Annotated in this window: 22 protein-coding genes and 2 riboswitches; of the genes, 3 read left to right on the forward strand and 19 right to left on the reverse strand. The window is 28.6% G+C overall.

The genetic code is table 11. From position 1 onward, the window contains the following. Nucleotides 1-171 precede the first annotated feature (171 nt). Nucleotides 172-459, reverse strand: a complete 288-nt coding sequence (locus tag KGF39_RS12055; RefSeq protein ID WP_227822487.1) for an ArsR/SmtB family transcription factor — start codon at nt 457-459, stop codon at nt 172-174. Between the two features lie 260 nt (nt 460-719). Next, nucleotides 720-815: riboswitch (cyclic di-GMP riboswitch) on the forward strand. A 536-nt stretch (nt 816-1,351) separates the two neighbouring features. Here KGF39_RS12055 and KGF39_RS12060 point away from each other — a divergent pair. From KGF39_RS12060 to KGF39_RS12070, 3 genes are all read left to right on the forward strand, one after another. Continuing rightward, nucleotides 1,352-1,777 carry a hypothetical protein gene (locus KGF39_RS12060; RefSeq protein ID WP_227822488.1) on the forward strand — a complete coding sequence of 142 codons (426 nt, stop codon included), beginning with the start codon at nt 1,352-1,354 and terminating at the stop codon, nt 1,775-1,777. Between the two features lies 1 nt (nt 1,778). Next, nucleotides 1,779-1,961 (forward strand): ATP-binding cassette domain-containing protein, encoded by a 183-nt coding sequence (locus KGF39_RS20255; protein WP_227822489.1) that lies wholly within the window; start codon nt 1,779-1,781, stop codon nt 1,959-1,961. A 494-nt stretch (nt 1,962-2,455) separates the two neighbouring features. Continuing rightward, nucleotides 2,456-3,256, forward strand: coding sequence for a PIG-L family deacetylase (locus KGF39_RS12070; protein ID WP_227822490.1), 801 nt, complete (start codon nt 2,456-2,458; stop codon nt 3,254-3,256). A 686-nt stretch (nt 3,257-3,942) separates the two neighbouring features. Here KGF39_RS12070 and KGF39_RS12075 read toward each other — a convergent pair. From KGF39_RS12075 to KGF39_RS12160, 18 genes are all read right to left on the reverse strand, one after another. Continuing rightward, entirely contained in the window at nt 3,943-5,445 is a 1,503-nt protein-coding gene (locus tag KGF39_RS12075) for a phosphomannomutase/phosphoglucomutase (protein WP_227822491.1), read from the reverse strand. A 110-nt stretch (nt 5,446-5,555) separates the two neighbouring features. Continuing rightward, nucleotides 5,556-6,221: a ribulose-phosphate 3-epimerase gene (locus tag KGF39_RS12080; RefSeq protein ID WP_227822492.1), complete on the reverse strand. Its 666-nt coding sequence runs from the start codon at nt 6,219-6,221 to the stop codon at nt 5,556-5,558. Nucleotides 6,222-6,252: 31 nt separating this feature from the next. Then, nucleotides 6,253-6,699, reverse strand: a complete 447-nt coding sequence (gene rpiB / locus KGF39_RS12085; protein WP_227822493.1) for a ribose 5-phosphate isomerase B — start codon at nt 6,697-6,699, stop codon at nt 6,253-6,255. Nucleotides 6,700-6,872: 173 nt separating this feature from the next. Continuing rightward, complete coding sequence (locus KGF39_RS12090; protein ID WP_054274328.1) at nt 6,873-7,793, reverse strand: transketolase family protein; 921 nt, start codon at nt 7,791-7,793, stop codon at nt 6,873-6,875. A 2-nt stretch (nt 7,794-7,795) separates the two neighbouring features. After that, nucleotides 7,796-8,608 carry a transketolase gene (locus tag KGF39_RS12095; RefSeq protein WP_227822494.1) on the reverse strand — a complete coding sequence of 271 codons (813 nt, stop codon included), beginning with the start codon at nt 8,606-8,608 and terminating at the stop codon, nt 7,796-7,798. Nucleotides 8,609-8,698: 90 nt separating this feature from the next. Then, a complete protein-coding gene (locus KGF39_RS12100; RefSeq protein ID WP_054274330.1) occupies nt 8,699-9,730 on the reverse strand; it encodes a zinc-binding dehydrogenase in 1,032 nt (343 codons plus the stop codon). Next, nucleotides 9,730-10,782, reverse strand: coding sequence for a galactitol-1-phosphate 5-dehydrogenase (locus tag KGF39_RS12105; protein WP_054274331.1), 1,053 nt, complete (start codon nt 10,780-10,782; stop codon nt 9,730-9,732). Before KGF39_RS12105 ends, KGF39_RS12100 begins: the two co-directional genes overlap by 1 nt. A 129-nt stretch (nt 10,783-10,911) precedes the next feature. After that, nucleotides 10,912-12,186 carry a PTS galactitol transporter subunit IIC gene (locus KGF39_RS12110; protein WP_227822495.1) on the reverse strand — a complete coding sequence of 425 codons (1,275 nt, stop codon included), beginning with the start codon at nt 12,184-12,186 and terminating at the stop codon, nt 10,912-10,914. 58 nt (nt 12,187-12,244) lie between these two features. Then, nucleotides 12,245-12,520, reverse strand: coding sequence for a PTS sugar transporter subunit IIB (locus KGF39_RS12115; protein WP_003430711.1), 276 nt, complete (start codon nt 12,518-12,520; stop codon nt 12,245-12,247). A 58-nt stretch (nt 12,521-12,578) separates the two neighbouring features. Beyond that, nucleotides 12,579-13,037, reverse strand: coding sequence for a PTS sugar transporter subunit IIA (locus KGF39_RS12120; RefSeq protein WP_227822496.1), 459 nt, complete (start codon nt 13,035-13,037; stop codon nt 12,579-12,581). Between the two features lie 203 nt (nt 13,038-13,240). Beyond that, nucleotides 13,241-13,600 (reverse strand): hypothetical protein, encoded by a 360-nt coding sequence (locus tag KGF39_RS12125; RefSeq protein ID WP_227822497.1) that lies wholly within the window; start codon nt 13,598-13,600, stop codon nt 13,241-13,243. Between the two features lie 174 nt (nt 13,601-13,774). Continuing rightward, a complete protein-coding gene (locus KGF39_RS12130) occupies nt 13,775-16,699 on the reverse strand; it encodes a sigma 54-interacting transcriptional regulator (RefSeq protein ID WP_227822498.1) in 2,925 nt (974 codons plus the stop codon). A 151-nt stretch (nt 16,700-16,850) separates the two neighbouring features. Beyond that, complete coding sequence (gene fsa / locus KGF39_RS12135) at nt 16,851-17,501, reverse strand: fructose-6-phosphate aldolase (protein ID WP_054274335.1); 651 nt, start codon at nt 17,499-17,501, stop codon at nt 16,851-16,853. A gap of 63 nt (nt 17,502-17,564) precedes the next feature. Further along, nucleotides 17,565-18,137 (reverse strand): xanthine phosphoribosyltransferase, encoded by a 573-nt coding sequence (locus KGF39_RS12140; protein ID WP_227822499.1) that lies wholly within the window; start codon nt 18,135-18,137, stop codon nt 17,565-17,567. Between the two features lie 181 nt (nt 18,138-18,318). After that, nucleotides 18,319-18,420, reverse strand: a riboswitch (purine riboswitch). A gap of 105 nt (nt 18,421-18,525) precedes the next feature. Beyond that, nucleotides 18,526-19,674, reverse strand: coding sequence for a mannitol-1-phosphate 5-dehydrogenase (locus KGF39_RS12145; RefSeq protein WP_227822500.1), 1,149 nt, complete (start codon nt 19,672-19,674; stop codon nt 18,526-18,528). Nucleotides 19,675-19,692: 18 nt separating this feature from the next. After that, entirely contained in the window at nt 19,693-20,115 is a 423-nt protein-coding gene (locus KGF39_RS12150) for a PTS sugar transporter subunit IIA (RefSeq protein ID WP_227822501.1), read from the reverse strand. Nucleotides 20,116-20,144: 29 nt separating this feature from the next. After that, nucleotides 20,145-22,283, reverse strand: coding sequence for a BglG family transcription antiterminator (locus tag KGF39_RS12155; RefSeq protein WP_227822502.1), 2,139 nt, complete (start codon nt 22,281-22,283; stop codon nt 20,145-20,147). A 19-nt stretch (nt 22,284-22,302) separates the two neighbouring features. After that, nucleotides 22,303-23,724 (reverse strand): PTS mannitol transporter subunit IICBA, encoded by a 1,422-nt coding sequence (locus tag KGF39_RS12160; protein ID WP_227822503.1) that lies wholly within the window; start codon nt 23,722-23,724, stop codon nt 22,303-22,305. Between the last annotated feature and the right edge of the window lie 186 nt (nt 23,725-23,910).

Below are 23,910 nucleotides of genomic sequence, written 5' to 3' on the forward strand. Positions count from 1 at the left end.
AAATTGAACTAAATATCCTGCACTAATAGCTATCACAAATGTAACCACTATAAATATAATTATAAGTTGTTTTTTGAATAAGTTGTTCGATAAAATTATTATAACGCATCAATTTTGTTTGATATGTAAATCAAAATCATATCAAATAAACTTGATATGTGCAAGTATATTTTAAAAAATTTTAAGAATTAATTCTTTTGATAAAAACGCTTCTAACTCTTCCATGTTAATACTATAATAGTTCCATTTACCTTGTCTTTCTTTTATTATTAAATTAGCATCTAGTAACATTTTTAAATGATATGATAATTTTGATTGTGGCATATCAAAATATTCAACTAGTTCACAAACACATATACTTTCTTTTTTATTTAATTCTAATAAAATATTTAATCTTATACTATCTGACAATGATTTAAAGACTAATTCACATTTCTCTATGTCATTATGATTCTTCATTTTATTTCACCTCTTTTAAAATATAAATATAAACTTTATTTAACAACTGATAAATTGTAAATACATCATCATTTATTATAATTTTATTGTGCATAAACATATAACAACCAATAAAAAATTTAATTATAATAATTATAACATAGTATAAAATTTCTTTAAAATTATTTAAAAATTCAATTATATTTATTCAAATTTTTTAAATTTTCAAACAATTATATTGAATGATAGTTAATTTTATTGTATTATATAACTGTAGAGTAAAACTAAATCGGCAAAACTAGAGAAATTTAGTGACGCAAAGCTATAGGGACTAAAGCTTGTAAAATTTTTATAAGTTATGTTAGCCAGCTACCAAAAGATATATTCTTTTTGTTTTTATAAAAGTTTTTTAGGGGGATATGATAGTATCTACCTTTAACACAATAAATTTATTATAACAATAATATATTGACAATTACAAACATAAGTACCTTTATTTATTCTCTCCTTTTTATTCTATTCTTGAAATTTACTAAAATAAAATATATTCCTAGATTAGAAAATCACAATTATAAGGATATTATTCTGTTTATAATTTATATGATTTATACACTATATCATTCTTTAAAAAGAACGCTCCTCTGTTTAAAATAGTTTACAAAATACCATATAAAAAATTTAAATAATAGGAAAATATCAACAACGAACACCTACATATCAGAATCAAATAATGACATCAAAGGCCTCTCTAAGAGAAATATTGAAATGTTAGTTGAAAAACTGAAAAATTTATATTCCCTTTCAAATAAATCTTTTTTTCTTAACTCTATATGATAAAATATGATAAAATATTATAAAACATAACAAAACATAACAAAAACTTAGACATCTTATACAGATAATTAATCTCCCCATGTCTCTTCCTCACCTAGTATCAGGAATTGCTCTTTTGCTTTTATTTGGAAGAATGGGTCTTGGAGATTTCATTTACAAGATTCTTAAGCTTGATTTTGTATTTACAAAACAAGGTATAGTTTTAGCACAAGTATTTGTAAATCTCCCACTTACTATTAAAATACTTCACACTTCATTAAACGAAAGTAATGAAAAAATGGTATTTGTTGCACGCACTCTTGGATGTAGTGAATTTGGTGCAGTAGCTATGATAGCAGACTCTACATGTATGAAAACTGAAATTGTTCCTACATCAATATATTTAAATATGTCTACTGGTGATATAGATATTGCAATTGGAATAGCTGTAATTTTGATATTTATATCACTTACATGCTTGATGTTTTTTGAGATATTTTTTAATAGAGAGGTTGATAAAAATTAATATGTTAAAAATAAAAAACTTATCTCTTGATTTACCTAATTTTAAATTACAAGAAAATAGTTTAGATATTAATAACCATGAATATTTTGTTTTATTAGGTTCTAGTGGCTCAGGAAAAACTCTATTTCTAGAAACATTAGCAGGGAAATACCCCTCTGCTAACAGTAATTCATGTTACTCATGATATTTCTGAAGCAATGTTTTTTGCTCATAAGATAGGAATAATGAACAATGGAAAATAAATTATATTTTTGAGTTGAATGAAGAAATAAAACAGAAGGGAGAGTCTTTTTTCTATGAATATATTTGATACTTTGAAAGATTACTTATTAGAACAAGTCAATAGCATTATGTAACAACTCAATTGTAAATTTTCTATCACTGAATAAGCCAGTTTACTATTATGGAACTACGATAGCTGGTGCATCAAGTATTTTAGGTCTCAACAGACTCTGTTTTTGTAGTAAATAAGCAATTCCTTAGTAAGGAGTATACAAATATCAATGTATACTCCTTATAACTATTTTTTGATTAGCTATATACATAAATATTTTTTGATTTTAAATTAATAAAAAATTTTATTCCATTAATCTACTCTATATTTTTTAGTATTTAAGAAATAATTTTTAGTGCTTTGTTTGATAATATGACTAAGACAACTTTTCAGGAGATGATTAAATGACACTCAAAAACAAGAAATTTACCATAAATAAATATGGAATTTTATCTATCATTCTAGTTTTATGCTTAGTTTTAACAGGTTTTAATAGTTATATAAATTATAGTCATAAAAAATTTAAAGATTATGTTGTCTTCTATGTTCAGCATCAAGATGATGAAGTGTTGTGGGCTGGTAGTGCTATTTTAAATGCTATAAAAGAAAGAGGAAAAAATCATGTATTTGTGGTTCTAGTATCTACTGGACGTGGTATATATGTTTTTAATAAATATAAAAAATATGAAAATCTTACAGATATGCAAAAATCAGAATACAGGAACAGAGAATTTTTAGCTTCTCTTGATAATCTTGGCGTAAAAAAAGAGAATATAATACTATTACCAAAAAAAAATGTAAATGGTAATACTGACTTTAATTACATGGAAAAAGTTGCTCTTATTTTTGAAGAAAAGCTTAAAAGTGTGACTCATATAGCACATACCTATAAGTTGGATGACCATTTACAACATTTAAAAAATGGTTCAGTTATCCAAAATTTATATAATGCTGGTAAAATAAAAGATGCTAAATATTTTGTAAAACCTAAATTTGCTGATAAAATAACCTTTAATAATAAGATAGTTTATAAAGCTAATTCTACTGAAGATTATGAAAAAGTAAAAAATGCCTGTGAGCAATACAAACTTGTTGATGAGTTAGAATATAGAGAAGGAATTGGCTATAAATCTGACCATAAATCGTTTGATGAATTATTAAGCAATAAAGATGTTCCTGCTATACTCCATACACCTAATTTATAATAAATATTTATTTTAACTTAAATTGCGCAATAAGGAAATTTATTTGAGATTTTGTAATATGTCACTTTATTGTATTATTCTACTTTTTCTAATCTAATTATTACCTTTATAAAATGGTTATATGTTTTCAAGTTGACAGTTAATAAATAAAGGGTGGATTTTCTACCCTTTACAAAGTCTCAAAAATAGCTTTTATAATTTATTCTGTGTACATATTTATAATGAACTATATTAAAATAAATATTTGTTGTAAATTCTTAATAATGAGATTTAAATGATTGAACTATATAACCTACTGCACTTATGACGTCATTCTCTACTAATGTACATACATATATATCGTGATATCGTATATTTGTTTTAAAAAATGAAAATACATCTACAAATAATATATTTTTAAGTTATTTAAACAAGAAAAAAACCTCCTTGGAGGTCTCTTTCTAAATGTTGGGGTTTATATTTACATATTTTTTTGATTATACCTTTTTGGTGTGATATTAATACATTTTAAATTATATTTCTCTATAATTCATCATGTATTTCATCTTTCTGTATTTATAATATCACATAGTGTTTCCATAATCAGTTACATCTCTGTTACCTAAGATTACAATTTTGTAATATTTGTAATCCTAGGTATAAATTTACATTCATTCTCCAATATAAATATATGCTTTTTATTTACCCTAAAGACCTTTTAACTCATATTTTTCTAAGAAAAGTTTTAACTGAGAATAAATCTGTTCTGCTCCACCAATTTTATTTGATTCAATATTCAAAGCTAATAGTGGTTCATGTAGTGATATTCTAAGTAAAAACCATCCATCTCCATTTGATTCATTACAATTAACTCTTATACCTTCAAAATTATTTGGTGCTACAGACCATCCATTCACACTTCTAACATGAGAATCTAAATCCTTTAATATATCTTCTGCATATGCTCTAAAGTCTTCTTTATTAATGCCTATTCTAACCTCTTTTTCTTCCTTTGCTTCTTCAAGGTTTTCTATCAATTCTTCTATAGTCTTTCCTTCTAAAGATAGTTTTGCTACTTTTATTAAAATTTTAGCTATTAAGTATGCTCCATCATCCAAAAAGTAATTTTCTTTTAAAGCAGCATGTCCAGATGTTTCTATAGCTAAATGACACTCTTCACCTTCACTATTTAATCTTATGGCTTCATTTATTACATTTTTATATCCTCTTTTAAATCTATGATGTCTTCCTCCCAATTCACTTATGAATTTAGCAAGTCCTTCAGAAGTAATAGAATCAGTTACTATAGCTGTTTTTGGATGTTCTTCCAATATTATTGATGATATAACAGCTATAAGAGCATTTTTATTTATTGGTTTACCATTTTTACCTACAATGGCAGCTCTATCTACATCTGTATCAAATATTATTCCTAAATCGCTCTTATTATCCAACACAGCTTTACATATGCTTTCCATTGCTTCTTTATTTTCAGGATTTGGTATATGATTTGGGAACATACCATCTGGGTCCAAAAACTGACTCCCTGTTGTATCTGCTCCCAGTATGTGTAAAACTTTTTCAGCAAAGAATCCACCAGCTCCATTTCCTGCATCAACTAATATCTTAAGCCCAGAAAAAGGCTTTTCATAATTTTTACTTGAATTTACACCTTTTCTAATTTTATCTATCAATAAATTAGAATAATCTTCAATTAAATTTTTTACTATAACTTCACCTTTTTTATCTACTTCTTCATAATCCATACTATCATTTTTAACAGCTATATCCAACATTTCTTTTATATCAGTTTTTTCTAAACCACCATTTTCTGTAAAAAACTTTAAACCATTATAATAATAAGGTAAGTGACTAGCTGTAATCATAATCGAACCATCAGAATTGTATCCATCCATAATAGTTGTCATAAACATTGCTGGAGTTGTAGCAATCTCACAATCAATTACATTGCAATTATTGTTAGTTAAAATTTCAATAACAATACTTCTAAACTTACTTCCTGTTATCCTAGAATCAGTTCCTATAGCAACAGTTACTTTATCTTTCTTAGTCTTTTCTTTTAGCCAAATATGAAATGCTTTAGCTATTTTTCTTACTTCTTCTACAGTTAGGTTAACTTCTTTAGAATCATTTTCATACGCTATTCCTCTAACATCAGTACCATTTTGCAGTTTATATAGGTCTCCCATAAAAAATTCTCCTTACTCAACTAAAATTTTTATTAAATATTATAAAATTTCTTGTTTCTATCTAAACTTTTCACAATTAAACAGAAACATCTTATACTTTTATTACATAGTTACTTTATACTTTCTTTTAGTTCTTCTATTTTATATTTATATGAAGTTGGAGGCTTGTCATTAAATAAAGCTGAAGTACCAACAACATATATATCTACTTTTTTACCATTCATAAGTTTAATAGTATCCTTATTTATGTTTCCATCAACCTCTATAAATGGAGGATTATCATAATCTTTTAGTATCTCTGTAAGTTTATCTAACTTATCCAACACAGGAAGATTAAACTTTTGACCTGCAAATCCTGGATTTACTGTCATTACTAAGATACCCTCAACCAAACCTATATATTCTTCTATTTTATCCACACTTGTTTGAGGACTTATTGCTAACACTGGAGCTATACCATAATTTCTTAATTTTTGTATATCAGCTTTTACATCTGTACTCGATTCTACATGAAAAGAAATATATTTTGGCTTTATATAAGACATCATATCAATATATTTATCTGGAGTTTCTGTGGCTAAATGAATGTCTAAGGGTATTGTTGTATTTTCACTTATTGATTTTAATAGCTCCGGTCCCATAGCTAAGTTTTTGACAAATATTCCATCCATAACATCACAATGAAGTAATTTTACATCTGCTTCTTCAAGAGCTTCTAATTCCTTTTTTAACTTCATTTGGTCTGCACACATTATTGAAGCACAAATAATAGACATAACGTTCCCCCTTGTTATAAATTTTAGATATTTATAAATTTTCTTTTTCTATATTATCAATCATTTGTAATCTTCTTGCATGTCTTTCTCCATTATAACTTGAATTTAACCATTCTTCAACAATTCTCATTGCCAATCCTTTCCCAATAACTCTTTCACCTAAACAAAGTACATTTGTATTATTATGTTCTCTAGTAGCTTGAGCTGAAAAACAGTCAGAAACAACAGCAGCTCTGATTCCTTTAAACTTATTTGCTGCAATAGACATACCTATTCCTGTTCCACAACAAAGTATGCCTAAATCTGATTTTTTACTTTGGACGTTTTGACTTACCTTTTTTGCATATATTGGGAAATCTACACTTTCTTTTGAATTTGTACCCACATCTTCAACTTCTATACCTTTATTTATTAAATTTTCCTTTATATATTCCTTTAATTCATAACCACCATGGTCACATCCAATAGATATTTTCATTAAATAACACCTCTTTTTATAATTTTTTTCTTATCTTTATATTAATTTATAATTATCATAAAAATAAAGTATTGTAAAAATAAAGCTGTCCCATTGTAGAAATTTCTTTCTATTTTTAAGACAGCTTTAATTGATTTACGTCAAATCAATTTGTTATTTAGACATATTTATATCTATAACAACTCTTTTATATTTTTTACTATATCTTCTGTAGTTAATCCATAATGTTTTAATAAATCAGCTGGTGTACCTGATTGACCAAATACATCCTTAACACCAATTCTTCTAACTACTACATCTTTAGTTTCTGCTAAAGCTTCACATACAGCTGAACCTAAACCACCTATTATACTGTGTTCCTCTGCTGTAACTACTTTTCCAGTTTTCTTAGCAGTTTCTTTTATTAAAGCTTCATCTAATGGTTTTATTGTAGAAATATTAACAACTTCTACACTTATACCTTCTTTAGCAAGTTCTTCTGCTGCTTCTAAAGCTTTTGCTACCATTATTCCTGTAGCTATTACTGTTATGTCAGAACCTTCTCTTAAAACAGTTCCTTTTCCTATTTCAAATTTATAGTTTTCACTGTTTACATCAGGAGTTGCAGCTCTACCTAATCTTATATATACAGGTCCATTATAATCAATAGATGCAAGTATAGCTTGTCTTGCTTCTAAAGCATCTGCTGGATTTAATACAACCATATTTGGTATACCTCTCATTAGAGATATATCTTCTATAGCTTGATGGCTACCACCATCTTCACCTACTGTTACACCTGCATGAGTAGCTGCTATTTTAACATTTAAATTTGGATATGCTACAGAGTTTCTTATTTGCTCATAGCCTCTTCCTGCTGCAAATATTGCAAAAGTACTTGCAAAAGGTATTTTCCCACAAGTAGCAAGACCTGCTGCTGTACCAATCATGTCACCTTCTGCTATCCCCATATCAAAAAATCTATCTGGGGCAACTTCTTTAAATGATATACTTTTTGTAGCTTTTCCTAAATCTGCATCTAATACTACTATATCTTTATTTTCTGCAAGTTCTTTTAACACTTGTCCGTAAGCTTCTCTAGTTGCTATTCCCATTCCTATAGACCTCCTTCTAAATCTTTCAATGCTTGCTCTGCTTGTTCTGCATTTGGAGCTGTTCCATGCCATGCAGCATTATTTTCCATAAATGAAACACCTTTACCTTTTACTGTCTTAGCTATTATTACAGTTGGTTTTCCTGTAACTTTTTTAGCTTCATCAATTGCATTTCCTATTTCTTCAAAAGAATGTCCATTTATTACCATTACATTCCATCCAAAAGATTTGAATTTGTCATCTACTGGATTTACATTCATTACTTCTTCATTAGAACCATCTATTTGTAATCCGTTTAAGTCAACAAATGCAATTAAATTATCTAATTTGTAATGTGATGCTGTCATTGCAGCTTCCCATATTTGACCTTCTTGGATTTCTCCATCACCTAATATAGTATACACTGTATAGTCTTTATTATCTAATTTCCCTGCAAGTGCCATACCATTTGCTGCAGATAGCCCTTGACCAAGAGAACCAGTAGACATATCGATACCTGCTACTTTTTTCATGTCTGGATGACCTTGTAACTTAGAACCAAATTTTCTTAGTGTTAGTAACTCTTCTTCTGGGAAAAATCCTTTTTCTGCCAATGTAGCATATAGCGCTGGTGCTGCATGACCTTTTGATAAAACAAATCTATCTCTGTCATCCATTTTTGGATTTTCTACACATACATTCATCTTATCAAAATATAATACTGTTAACATATCAGCTATTGATAATGAACCACCTGGATGTCCGCTTTTAGCTTCTGCAACCATTTTTATTATGTTTTTTCTAATATTATTAGAATGATCTCTAAGAGTGCTCATACTTTTTTCCTCCTGTTATTTTTTAAGACCTTACATTTTTTATCCTACAGTAGATTTTACAATTTTTTTTTAAATAATACAAATGTTTTTTTAAGATTTTACTGCTACTTTTATTTCTTCTCCATTCATTAAAGCTGTAATACCCTCTTTAAATTCGTCTAAATCAACAGTTCTAGTAACCAAAGCTTCTGTATTTACTTTTCCACTTGCCATTAAATCTAGTGCTATAACCCAAGAACTTGGCTTTTGTGATCTACTTCCTATATATTGTAACTCTCTTTGTATTATTGCTTCTTGGTCCATTTCATTTAATTTTTTAGCAAATATTCCAACTTGTACGAAAGTACCTTTTTTTCTAAGTAGTCTTAAAGCTTCATTAACTGCTGGCATAAATCCAGAACAATCAAATCCTTTATTTACTCCATTTCCATCAGTCATTTCATTTACTACATCTGCTAAACTTTCTTCCATTACATTTACTGTTCTATCTACTCCAAGATTCTTAGCTATTTCTAATCTCTCTTTATCTTTTGTAACACCAGACATTATAACTGTAGCACCTTGAGATTTAACAACTTGAGCTAATAATAAACCAATTGGTCCTGGTCCTATTATTAAAACTGTATCAGTGCTTTCTATAGTAGTCTTTTCAAGAGCTGCATGAACACAACAAGCTAGTGGCTCTGTAAGGGCTGCTGATAATAAAGATACATTTTCAGGAAGTACATGTATACTTTCCTCTCTTGATAATACATACTCAGCAAAACTTCCATTTACTTGAGTACCAATACCTTTTCTAGTTGGGCATAAGTTATAATCTTTAGTTGCACAGTATATACATTTCTCACAAGTTGCAAAAGTAGTTTCTGATGTAACTCTATCTCCTACCTTTATATTTTTAACATCTTCTCCTACTTCTACAACAATTCCAGAAAATTCATGACCTAATGTTACTGGAGCTTTTATATTTGCATATTCACCTTTAAATGAATGTATGTCTGAACCACATATACCACTATATTCTACTTTTATTTTAACCTTGTCTCCTGTAGCTTTTGGTTCTTCTACTTCTAACACTTCTACATTATCATAGCCTGGTTTAGTTTTAACTACTGCCTTCATTATTTTTCAACCCCTTGCGGTAAAATTAATATTTTATTGAATTCTTCTTTTCTATCTCTTATCATTTCAAATGCTTTGTAAGTGTCTTCAAGTGAGAATCTATGAGATACCATTTCCTTTAATTTTATTTTTCCTTCGTTAACTAGATTGATTCCCTTAGTCCACTCTTGCCCTGGGAATGGTGCAGAATAAGAATTCCAGAAACCTTTTAATTCTAGTTCTTTTCTAAATATATTTTCAAATGCCTCTTCTGATAAAGTTATATCTGAATATGCTATTCCTAAAAATCCTATTTTACTTTTCTTTTTAGTTATAAGTAAACATTGTTCTTGAGTTATTTTTGAGCCTGCACATTCAAGAGCTATATCAACACCTTTACCACCAGTAAGTTCTTTTATTTTTTCTACTGGGTTAACATCTTTAGCATTGATTATTATATCAGCTCCTAATTCCTTTGATTCTCTTAATTTATTATCAGATATATCAACTGCTATAATTGTTCCTGCTCCTGCTATTTTAAGTCCTTGTATTACTAACTGTCCCATTGTTCCACTACCCATTACGGCTACAGTGTCTCCAACTTGAACACCTATATTAAGTACTCCATGCATAGCAACTGCTAGTGGCTCTATCATAGCGGCATCTTCAAAGTCCATATCTCCTATTGGAAGTACATTTGTAGCTTTTATATTTGCATACTCTGCAAAGGCTCCAAAGCTTTTAGCTCCTAACATTCCATGGTCATCACATAGTGAAAATAATCCTCTTTTACAATATTCACATTCATTACAAGGTATAAAAGGAATTGCAACTACTCTATCTCCAACCTTTACATTTTTTACATCCTTACCAACTTCAGCAATTACTCCAGAAAATTCATGTCCTGGTATAGCTGGAACTGGATATTTCCAATGTTTTAATACTCTTGGAGGATCTGACCCACATATTCCTGCTGCCATAACTTTTATTTTTACTTCATCACTTTCACATGGTTTTATTTCTATATCTTCAAATCTCATATCATTTGTGCCATGTAATACTGCTGCTTTCACGATAAATTTCCTCCTCTTGTATTTTGTATTTTTAAAAATTTATAAAAAATATTACTCTTTTCTAGTAGCTGCTAAATGTTAAATTTTCGCATACTTTACTAAAAAAGAGTAATCTCTATTAACTACATATTAGAATATTCCAAATGAAGAAACTAATTGAGATAATTTCAATATTCCCCATTTTAGCAAGTTACCACCTGTATCTATACTTGTAACCATTGTTGTTCCTTTTGGCATCATATTTGCTTGCTGTAATAATTGTGTATGAACATCTGCAAAGTTTGTAGCCATATAAAGTGATATAGCTATTACTATTGTTCCTGTTATAACTGATTGAACTATATTACCTTTTCTAAAGCACACTATAAATGCCATATAAAATGGTATTGTCGCTAAGTCTCCAAATGGTAAAACTTTGTTTCCTGGTAGTATAACTGCTAGGAATAAAGTTATAGGAACAAGTATCAGAGCTGTTGATATAACTGCTGGATGTCCAGTTGCTACTGCTGCATCTAGACCTATATAAAGTTCTCTGTCTCCATATTTTGCTTGTAAGAAATCTCTTATTGATTCTGAAATTGGAATTAAACCTTCCATTAATATTCTAACCATTCTAGGCATAAGCAACATTACTGCACCCATTGATATACCTACATTGAATATTCCTGCTACATCATATCCAGCAAGTGCTCCAAGTATTATACCTAGTATAATCCCCATCATCATTGGTTCTCCAAATATACCAAATCTTTTTTGTATAGAATCTGGGTCTGCTTGTATTTTATTTATTCCTGGTATTTTTTCAACAAATTTACCTACTAAATATCCAAGTGGAGCAAATGAAGCTGTTGAACCAGTTGGTAATGCTATACCTTCCAAATCATAAAACTCCTGAACATTTTTTGCTGTCTTTTCTGCAATAAATAGTACTAATAATTCCATTAATATCGCACAGAATATAGCCCAAACATAACTTCCTGTTACTATATATCCAACTGCACCTGCTACTATAAAGTGCCAATAATTCCATATATCAACGTTTAATATCTTTGTTTTATTGAAGTATAATAATAGTAAGTTTACTAATAAACAAACTGGTATTAATATTGGTGCAACTGGTGAAGCCCATGTTGCTGATGCTGTTGTTGGCCACCCAACATCTATTACTGTTAAATTAAGTCCAAATCTTTCAACCATTCCTTGAGCTGCTGGACCTAATGTTGATGTTAATAGATTTACAACTAAGTTTATACCTACAAAGCCTATACCAATTGTAAGACCTGACTTTAAAGCTTTTGTAAACTTAATTCTAAATATCATTCCTAATACTACAATTGTTATTGGTAGTATTACTGTTGGTCCCATATTTAAAATGTACTGTACTATTGCTAATAATTTATCCATTTATAAATCCTCCTTTTTCTGTTTTATAAAATATGATTTCAATGTATTTATGATAGGATTATTTTAAAGCATCTAATATTTTTTTATCTAATGCTGCTGTATTTACTCCAGTTATATACGCTGTTGCTTTTATTGCTGGTATATTATAAGTTGTTGGTAATATAGTTGTTGATACTATTAAATCTGCTCCTTCTTGCTTTGTTGCACATTCAGCTATTTTGCATTGTATAACTTCTGCTTGTATATTATTTTCCTTAACTAATCTCTCTACCTTGTCACAAACCACTGTTGATGTTGCTATTCCTGCTCCGCATGCTACTAATATTTTTTTCATTTTTATTTCCTCCTAATAATTTTATTTTTCTATTTTTTATTTTAGTACTTTTTTATTTTTATAAAGACTTTATTGTCTTTAAAACTTCTTCTTTATCAGTAGAATTCATTAATTTATCAACCAGCTCTTTATTTTGCATAATTCCCATTAATTCTGTTAATACAGATAATTGACTGTGTGGTTGATTAAGTCCTAATACGAAAGCCAAATTTACAGGTACTTTTTCATCTTGGTCTTCCATAGAACTAAATACTACTGGTTCATTAAAAGTACAGACTGCTATAAATTGTTCTTTAATATATTCTGCATCTGTATGTGGTATGGCTACTCCATAATCACCTAGATTTAAACCTGTTGGAAATACATTTTCTCTTGCTAATATTTTTTCTCCAAATTCTTCTTTTACAAAGCCTAATTCAAAAACTTTATTATGTATTTCTTTAAAGAAATCTTCTTTTGTTTTACACTCCATTTTAAGGTTTATAACTTTATCACTTACAAAATTTATAAACTCCATATTTACACCTCCTAATTGCACTTATCTTACATCTGGTTTTCTTGTCTTTATATAAAGCATGTCGTGTGCCAAAAAGTGGCTCTTTTTGTGAAACACGAGAAAATGTTTTCCCTAAAGCAATGCTCTCATATAGGATTTTAGCTGACTTTCATTGATAAATTTTTTTTAATTTTTATTTTAATTTTTACTTGTTAATCACTTAACTAGCCATACTTTTTTATATTTTTTGTGGTTTTTTTTGTTACAGAAATGATTTTTTTGTTTTTTATAAATGGTTTAATTTTATATGTTCCACTTTCATTAACCTTTACTTGAAATGTACTTGTCTTAAGATTATTTCCTTCGAAAACAGGATTTTTATCATCCTCTTGTATTACAACATCTAATTTTCCAGAGTCATTAACTATTTCCACATCTATTACATCGTCTTTTTCTAAAGTTAACAATTGTGAATCTGTAGTATTGAACATACTATATTCCATTACAAGTTCACTATCACTTCCTGTACGACTACCATTAAATTCACTGTATTTACAAGATACCAGAAAAATACCTAAAATCAATATAAAAAAAGATTATATATTCTATTTATCAATAAAAAAGCTAATCCTATAAAATCATATAAATAAATTTCATAGAATTAGCCTTATACCAAGTAATTGACTGCTTAGCAATTAAGTAGTTTTAAATTTTATACTAAATCAAATTTTTTACATCTCTCTTTTCTATACTAATAGTTAGCTTAAAATTTCTTTTATTTCATTTTTATCTTCAGTATTTAATAAAACTTCTAGAGTCTGCTGGTCATTAATCTTTGAAAATAAGCTTCGTATTTCCTTCTTATTATTTTCTTTAAGTGCCAATAGTACAACCAAATCCACCATAAATTTATTGTCCCATACTATAGGCTTATTCAACCTTGCGATTGCTATTGCAGGCTTTATAACGTTTTCTGGAAGTCCATGTGGCACAGCTACCTTAGAAGCCATCACGACACTTCCCATTGCCTCTCTTTTATATACACTTAATATATATTTTGAATCCACATATCCACCTTCTTCAAGCTTTGAGACAAGGGTATCAATTATATATTCCTTTGAAATTCCTTCGAAATTATATAAAATCAAATCTTCATGTATTAAATTATTCAGCTGGTTTTCAGTATTTAAAGCTGGTTGTTTATTATTTAAATACTCTAATACTTTATTGATACCATTTTTTCCAAGTACCTCATTATAAGAAATAAAAGGTACGTTTTTATAATCTATATCAATAGTTCCACAGATAGCAATAATATTGTATTCAGCTTCAATATCATTTAACTCTTCTTCTAAATTGTTATTTAAAAAAGCAATTGGCTTTACTTCAATTGAAGTATCATATTCCTTAATTTGTTTTTCTATATGCTCTTTTAGATTTAAAGCTGTACCTACACCACTCAAACACAGAGTAATGATTACATTTTTCTTTCCATACTCATTTTTTCTATAACTAAATTTATTTGTATTTATCATGGCATAATTTTTATTTTTCTTTAAATCTGCTATTATACTATCCAAACTTTTACCTTCAATAGTTGCAAGTTTTCCTGCTTCCATTGCCAATAATGTATCTACTCTATTTACAGTTTTACATCTAATGCCAAGTCTTTTTTCAACCTCATCACCAAGAATTACTAAAGACCCCATATCAATTAGAACTAGAATACCTTTTCTAGCTTCTATCTTTTGAAGCTCCTCTAATACATGTTCTATGCCTTCTGATGGTGAATCTGTAAGCGCTATTTCTATACCTAGTGTACATTCTATACCAAGAATATGATTTACAACTTTAGACATTTCAATGCCAACTTTACCATGTGTGACTATTACTACCTTTACTTTATCTTTTATACTTTCCTCATTATAACAAAATTTATTTATATAGTAAGCCAAATATCCAAGTTCATCCTCTGGAAATGTTACTTGTGTTAAATCTTCCACTATACCCATTATATATCTTGATAGCTCATATTCCATTGGCATTGACGCTTTTATTTTATCTAAGCTCGGATTTATTATAGTTTTTCCATCTTTTATCCTACCTATAGCATGTTCAATGTGAATTGCTAGAGCCAAATACAAGCCTTGATTTACATGTTTAAACTGCTCCTTAATAAATACAATTACCTTATCCATTATCTCCAATGTAGACTCTTTTAACTGTCCTCCCCAATCTATTCGACTTCTTCTATCAGATAAATTTTTATTATTTTTAATAGCATTAAACTTCTTATCTAACTTTTCTATAAATGCATTTTTTAATTCTTCTTCTGAAAAACATCTACTTTCTAGAACTTTAAGCTCTTTTTCTGCATAATTATATATCTCACTTATCTCATTATCAGATAAAATTCTATTTTTCCCACTCACCAATTCACTGATATCTATATATATATCTTCAACTGAAAACTCAGAATATTTTTCACTTTTACAATTACAATCATAATATCCACTTTTTATATAATCCCTTAAACTATCTAAATCTATAATTACCTTGTCACTAGAAAATATCGATTTACTAAAAGCTCTAGCACAAGTTACTTGTATATCACTCTTTAGCTGACCTATATTTCCAGTACACTTATAATTCATAAGTGCACACATAACTTCTTTAGTTATTATAAAATTCTTGTTTACTCTTTTTGCTTCTCTTTCAAAAAATTTTATTATTATTTCATATCTTTCTGATTTTGGTCTTTCGCTCATGTTAGGTAAATTTATTACCATTGGTATACGTCTTCTAAACGTTTGAAGTAAATTAGAATCTGGATTTTCTGTTGTGGCACTTATTATGAGAACATTTGCCTTTCTATTAGAACTACTTTCTCCTAATCTTCTAAATTCGCCTCTATCTATTAATGAAAATAAAATCTCTTGCCCGGCAGCAGGCAATCTATGAATTTCATCCAAAAATAAAATTCCATTATTGGCTTGTTCTACAAGCCCTTCTCTATTTGCATCAGCTCCTGTATATGCACCCTTTACTACTCCAAATAGTTGAGCTATCAATAGATTAGGATTTTCTGCATAATCTGCACAGTTAAATACTATAAATGGACTGTTCTCTTCTTTAATATTGTTTTTTACAGCATATTTATACATGCATGTAGCTAGTTCACTTTTACCTACACCTGTCTCTCCATATATTATTGTATGAAGACCATTAGGGGGATACATTATTGCTGACTTAGCTAGGTTTACCTTTTCTTTTAAGCTTCCCTTTATACCGATTAATTCCTCAAACCCATCTTCTTCTACAGCCTTACTTACCTTTACATACTTTCCTGATGATGCTAGGTCTTTATCTTTAATCCCGCTCTTTGACTGATTCAAATTCTCTTCTTTTAGTAATTTGGACACTGCACTTCTTGATATGTTATATCCATTTTCTATTAGTATCTCTGTTATTTTTCTTTCAGACATTTGAGGATTTTCACTTACAATTTTTGATATATCTTTTATTAATATTTTTTTTCTTCTTTCTCTCGAATCTAAAATATTATTTTTTTTTCTAACTGCTATTACTTCAGACCTAGCTACATTTAACATTTCAGCAAGTTCTTGGTCAGTATATGGATTTTTTTTATCTTCTCTTTGTATCTCTCTTAATATTTTATCCATTTTTCGCCTCCTCACTTAAAAAATTAATCTACTTCAATATATTTGTTTCAATATATTATACACCAAAATAAGACTAGGCAAAATAGCCTAGCCTTATTACTCAGAATTTCCATAATAACCTCTTTAATATATTTATAATTGCATCTTTTAATTATAATTTTAAAGAAGCACCTTCCCAATCCTTCATAAAGCTATCTATCCCTTTGTCTGTCAAAGGATGCTTAATCATTTGGTTTATAACCTTAAGAGGAACTGTTGCTATATCTGCTCCCATTCTAGCAGCTTGTAAAACATGTATTGGATTTCTAACACTAGCAACTATTATTTGAGCCTCAATACTATTCACACTAAATATGTCAACGATTTCTTCAATTAAATCAAGACCATTTTGTGATATATCATCTAATCTTCCAACAAAAGGACTTACATATGTAGCCCCAGCTCTAGCAGCTAAAAGAGCTTGTCCAGCAGAGAATATAAGTGTAACATTAGTCTTTATACCTTTATTTGATAGTACTTTAACTGCTTTTAGACCTTCTGCTGTCATAGGTATCTTTATAACTATATTTTTATGTATCTTAGATAATTTTTCTGCTTCTTCTATCATTCCTTTATGCTCTAAACTTATTACTTCTGCACTTATTGGTCCATCTACTATTTCACTTATTTCTTTAACTACCTCTATAAAATCTCTACCTTCTTTAGCTATTAGAGATGGATTGGTAGTCACTCCACATATTACGCCTAAATCGTTTGCTTCTTTTATTTCTTCAATATTAGCTGTGTCTATAAAAAATCTCATAAAAAATCCTCCATAATTACATAATTAAAATACGTGCTAAACACAAGTATATAATATCATAAATTACCTAAATTTTACAGTTCCATTATCTATAGATTCGACTACTGCTAAAGACTCTAATCTTACATCATTAGCCTTTAAAAGTGCTCCTCCAGCTTGGAAGCCTTTTTCAATTACAATTCCTACTCCAACTAAGTTTGCCTCTGCTTGCTCAATTAAATCTTTAAGTCCAAGAGCAGCTCTCCCATTTGCTAAGAAATCATCTACTATCAATATATTTTCACCTTTGTTTATGTACTTTTTAGAAACTTTAACTGAATATTCTTTTGCTTTAGTAAATGAATATACATTAGTTTCATATACATCTTTATCCAAATTTTTAGATTCCGATTTTTTTGCAAATACTACAGGTGCATTTTCAAAATACTGTGAAACAATTGATGCTATAGCTATTCCTGAAGCCTCTATTGTAAATATTTTATCCACCTTTTCTCCTTTGAATCTCTCTTTGAACTCTCTTCCTATTTCGTTTAAAAAAGCCACATCAATTTGATGATTTAAAAAACTATCAACTTTTAGTATATCATGTCCAGAAACACTGCCTTCTCTTAATATCTTTTCTTGTAAAGCTTTCATTGAACTTCCACCTAAACCTTTCTAAAATTATATTAATAAAAAAATTATATTTGCTCTAACTTTGCTATCTATATTGTTATCATTTTATATTAAAATACTAAAAAAGCTCCTGTCTATATCATAGACAGGAGCTTAAAATTCAAAGTAATTAACTTAATATATAATTTAAAATAAGTATAAACTATATCTTCTTCACTCCTGTAGTCAAGCTATTAATGGTAGCTTAGTAGAAACATTTGAACCATATTATCAAAAATATACAGGTAAATATATTAATTTATTCTTTTTAATTATATATTATAATTCTCTATTATTCAACAAATAATTCAAACTGTGTAGAGTAATATATTATATCTAATTTAGCATAATTCAATTTTTTCAAGCAAATTTATAAATTTTCCATAAATATATAACTTTTTTCGATATTATTTAAAAGTTCATCATCGTTTATATTAGCTATCTTAGCAATAGCTTTTTTTACTCCATCAGACTTTATTAATTCTTGTAATTCTACACTTTGGACATCTTCACTATTGTTATAATGAAGTGCTGCACCTATTCCAAGAATCAAATTGTCAACTGATAGCCCATATGATTTTGCTGTCATTAGAGGTTTAATCAATCTATCTTTATCACTTAATTTTCTTAATGGCTCTCTTCCCACTCTTACTACATCATCATTAAGATATGGATTTTTGAATCTATTTAAAATCTTATCAATATACTTATAGTGTGCTTTTGAATCAAAATTATATTTTTTAATTAATCCTTCTCCACTTTCTGTCATTGCATTCTTAACTATATTACAAATATATTCATCCTTTATACTTTCTTCTATAGTCTTGTAACCTTTTAGATATCCTATATAAGCTGTTATAGCATGACCTGTATTTAGTGTAAACAACTTACGTTCTATATAAGCCATAAGATTGTCAGCTAAATTCATTCCAACTATATTTGGTATTTCTCCTTTAAATCCTTGCTTCTCAACATTCCATTCATAAAAATTTTCAACTGTTACATCAAGAGGATTTTCATTTTTGCCAGGAGGAACTATTCTATCAACTGAACAGTTCGGAAAACCAACATAATTCTCTAAATATTCTACTTCTTCATTATTTAAATACTTAATTACTTCTTCTTTTAAAGAAGAACTTGCATATATTGCATTTTCACAAGCTATTATATTTAAATTACTTGTTAATCCCTTTTCTCTTCTAGTCTTTATACCTTTTGCAATTGTAGAAGCTATTTTAGTCAAAACTAAAGGTCCAACTGCTGTAGTTATTATTTCAGCCTCTACAATCTCGTCTATTATTTCTTCTTTTATAGATGAAACTGCACTTATATTATCAATTACTTCATCTATACATTCTAAATCTCTTATGTGTATAGTATATTTTTTATCTTTGTTTATTGAGCTCAATATCTCTTCGTTTACATCAGCAAATACTACATGATAGCCTGATTTAACTAACAAACCTCCAATAAATCCTCTTCCAATATTTCCTGCTCCAAACTGAATTGCCTTTTTCATGTTAAGTTCCTCCTAAGATTAGTTGGCAAAAGCTTCCATAAAAGCTTGTTTGTCATTTGAATTTTTTAGTCTTTCTGTTAAGTCATCATCCAAAACTACTGCTATATTAGATAGTATTTCCAAATGTTCATCTCCAACACCAGCTATCCCTATTAATAAATATGCTTTTTCCCCATCAAAATCTATACCATTAGGGAATTGTAATATAACTATTCCTGAAGATAAAATTTCTTTTTTTGCTTCATTTACACCATGTGGAATAGCAACACCCATTCCCATATATGTAGTCATTACTTTTTCTCTTTCTAACATTGATGGTATATATTCTTCTTTTACATATCCATTTTCAACCAATTTTCTTCCTGCTAAAGTTATAGCTTCTTCCTTTGAAACACTATCTAATCCTAAAAATATATTATTCTCATTCAACACTTTACTCATAATATCAACCTTCCTTTTTAATATTAATTTTATTTATCTATAAATGTTTTCAATTTGTTTGTATAAAAATTAAAAACTATATCTTTTATTTCTAATGACATCTCTTCTATAGAAAATTTATTTATTTTTTTAGTAAAAATTATATTATCTATTAGTGAACCACTTATTTCACTCATTATTTGTCTTTGATAACTTGGTGAATTTTTAGGAAGTAACATAAAAACTACACTGTCGATTTCTTCATTTGAATCTAGCATTATTCCATTATCTAGTTTTATTATTGCTAACTTCATAATATCTATTCTTTCACTCATACAATGTAACAATAGAATTTTGGATTCTTCTACATATGGAATTGAAATTTTTAATCTTTCTTCTAAAGATTCTTTTATAGATATTATATCTTCACTAGATTTTGCAAATATTTTTGATGAGTCCATAATAAGCTCACTTAAATCTTTACTTTTAAATTGTTCAAATTGAATTTCCTCTAAAAATTGAAGAATATCTTTTCCTATATTCATGCTTTCTGTTATCTGTTCATGCACTTTATTTTTACTTTTAGTATCAGTTTCTACATTTAAATTGATTAATTTATTTTGAGCTATAGATTTTATTTTTTCTTTGATTATCTGTTCATCATCTAAACTCATAAATGGACCTACACATATATAATCTAAGTCTGTATTTAACTCCACTGTAGATACAATTAAATCAACCTCTTTTTCCTTTAAATAATCTTCATCTATATTTATAGCTGATATGGTTTCAAGTATATTTAGATTAGGAAATTTATTTTCAATCTTAGTTGATAGAAATCTTGAAGTACCTATTCCAGTGGGACATGCTACAACAATATTTATATTAGTATACATCATTAAATTTTTTTCTATTGCTGATGCAAAGTGCATTGCAATATATCCTATTTCAGATTCAGGTATTGAATTTATATTTAGCTTATCTTTTATAATTCTAGAAATTTTTTCAACGCCATCATAAGCATATAAATACTTGCTTTTTATTTCATCTAAAAGAGGATTTCTTATTTCTAAACCCATATTCAACCTATTTATAGAAGGTCCTAAGTGATTTGCGAGGTCTCTAAATAATCTCTCGTCATTTTTTAGGCTTATTTTAAATTCATCTTCAGCTAAATCTATCATCTTATTTGTAATGTCCATTACTTCTATATCATCTAAGTTTAATGCCTTATGATTTGAAGATGACCTTTGCTTTGCACCTCTTATGTGCATAGTTATATATCCAACCTCATCCAGTGGTATATCCATACTAAAATCTACTTCCATACCTTTTACGATTTCTTGGGCTAGTTTAAACTCTTCTGTCATAGATAATTCTTTTAGAAACTCTTTATCCATAGTTATATTTTCACCATTTTTTATCCTCTGTAATGCCAATGAAATATGAACTACAAGCCCTATATATGCACTATCAGCTAAATTTACATCTAAATCTGAAAGCTTCTTTGTTAGTGTACTTTCAACTTTTCTTATTATGCACCTATCCATCAAATTTAAAAGTCTATTTTCACTTAAAATTTCTATTGTTTTATCTGTCTGTATATTCTCACTTATATTTCTGACCATATCTAGTATTTCTTTTTCATTGAATGAATCATATATAAGGTTCACATATGCCTCTCTAAAACTTTTTTCTTGACCTTTTAGGTACACACCAAGTCCTGGTTTTCTAACAAGCTCAATACCAAATCTTTCTAGCCATTTACTTGCTAAAGCAAAATCATTATTCAGTACTCCTTCAGATACCTTTAATATTTTTGCAAAATAATAAGATTTTACTGGCTCATTAGAAACTAGTAACTTTGATAATATAATTAAATTTCTTTCTTCTTTACTATATTCTTTTTCTATTTTTTCTTCTTCTAACAACTCAACTATAAAGTTTTGATTCTCTACATTTTCTTCTAAAATCAATCCCACTCCTGGTTTTTTTACAAAATTAAAATCATTTTCATCAAACCATTTTTCAATTCCAGACATATCTCTAAGCACAGTTCTTGAACTTAGCTCCAACTCTCCTGCAATCTCAGAAATAGTTATTGGGACGTTTTTCTTTGAATTTTCTACTATCATCAATATTATCTTTTTTTGTCTAGATGTAATCTTCTTTTTTTTCAAATTATCCACTCCTAATCAGTGGTACTTTTTATTTAGATTCTAATCTTTTAAACAATGTATCTAAATTTGGGTCATTTAAAAAGTTGTTTATTGAAACTATCTCTACACTTGAATTATTCTTAGCAACTCTTTCAACTAGCGTATTATGAGTTACTACTATTTGCGTATCATCTGGAAGATTATCAACAGATGAATTTGTAATTTCTATATTTAAGTCTAAGTTTTTTATTCTATTTTTAAATCTAGAAGCTCCCATTGCACTAGAACCCATTCCTGCATCACATGCAAATACAATCTTTTTAATTTCATTTACTCCAAATTGCTTTTCCTCAACATTTTTATCAGAATTTTTACTAGCAGATTTCATATCACTCATTTTTACTTTAGCTTCCTCTAAAGTACTATCTTCTTCGCTTTGGTTTACAGAAGCTCTCTTAACGAATGGTGCTGCTACTAAGAATGATACAACTGTTGCCACTGCAACTCCCGCTAATACTGGAAGTAATCCTCCCTTTGGAGCTAGTGCCATAAGTGCAAATATACTTCCTGGTGATGGTGCTGCTACAAGTCCAGCTCCTAATATTGAGAAAGTTAATATTCCTGCTGCTCCACCTGCCATTGTAGCTAATATTAAAACTGGATTCATTAAAATATATGGGAAGTAGATTTCATGAATACCACCAAAGAAATGTATTATCACAGCTCCTGGTGCTGATTGCTTCACACTTCCTCTACTAAACATCCAATATGCTAATAAAACTCCTAAACCTGGTCCAGGATTACTTTCTAATAAGAACATTATAGATTTACCTGCTTCTTTTGCTTCAGCTATACCTATAGGTCCTAATATACCATGATTTATTGCATTGTTTAAGAATAATACTTTTCCAGGCTCTATAAATGCTGAAACTAAAGGTAATAAACTTTTGCTAACTATAAACTGAACTCCAGATTCTATAAGAGCTGTACCTGCTACTATAGCTGGTCCAATTGCATAGAATCCTAATATTGCAAGAAGCATACCTATTATACCTATTGAAAAGTTATTTACTAACATTTCAAATCCTGTTGGTATTTTGCCATCTACAAATTTATCAAATTTCTTGATTACCCATCCTGCAAATGGTCCCATTATCATTGCTCCAATAAACATTGGTATATCTGCTCCAACGATTACTCCCATAGCCGCTGCTGCTCCTATTACTCCACCTCGTTGCCCTGCTATTGCTTTACCACCAGTATAGGCTATTAATAGTGGTAAAAGGTATTTTATCATTGGATCTCCTATAGTACTCAATTTTTCATTAGGCATCCAACCTGTTGGTATAAATAAGGCTGTTATAAGCCCCCATGCTATAAAAGCTCCTATATTTGGCATTACCATACCACTTAAAAATTTTCCTATTCGCTGTATAGATGTCTTTATTGTCGATTGATTAGAACTGCTCATAATTTTACCTCCATTTGAATTATATTCTATATCGATATGATTCCCTTTTGTTATACTTTTATTATAGAGTTTATATTTTATAGTAACAACTTTAAGAAACCGTTTCTATGTCACTTTAGATAATGACATTTGTCACTTTAGTTTTTGTTTAATTTTATTTATGTAGTATTTTAAGGTATCTATTTT

Origin of the sequence: Clostridioides sp. ZZV14-6345 (assembly GCF_020657775.1) — a bacterium.
Lineage (GTDB): Bacteria > Bacillota > Clostridia > Peptostreptococcales > Peptostreptococcaceae > Clostridioides > Clostridioides difficile_D.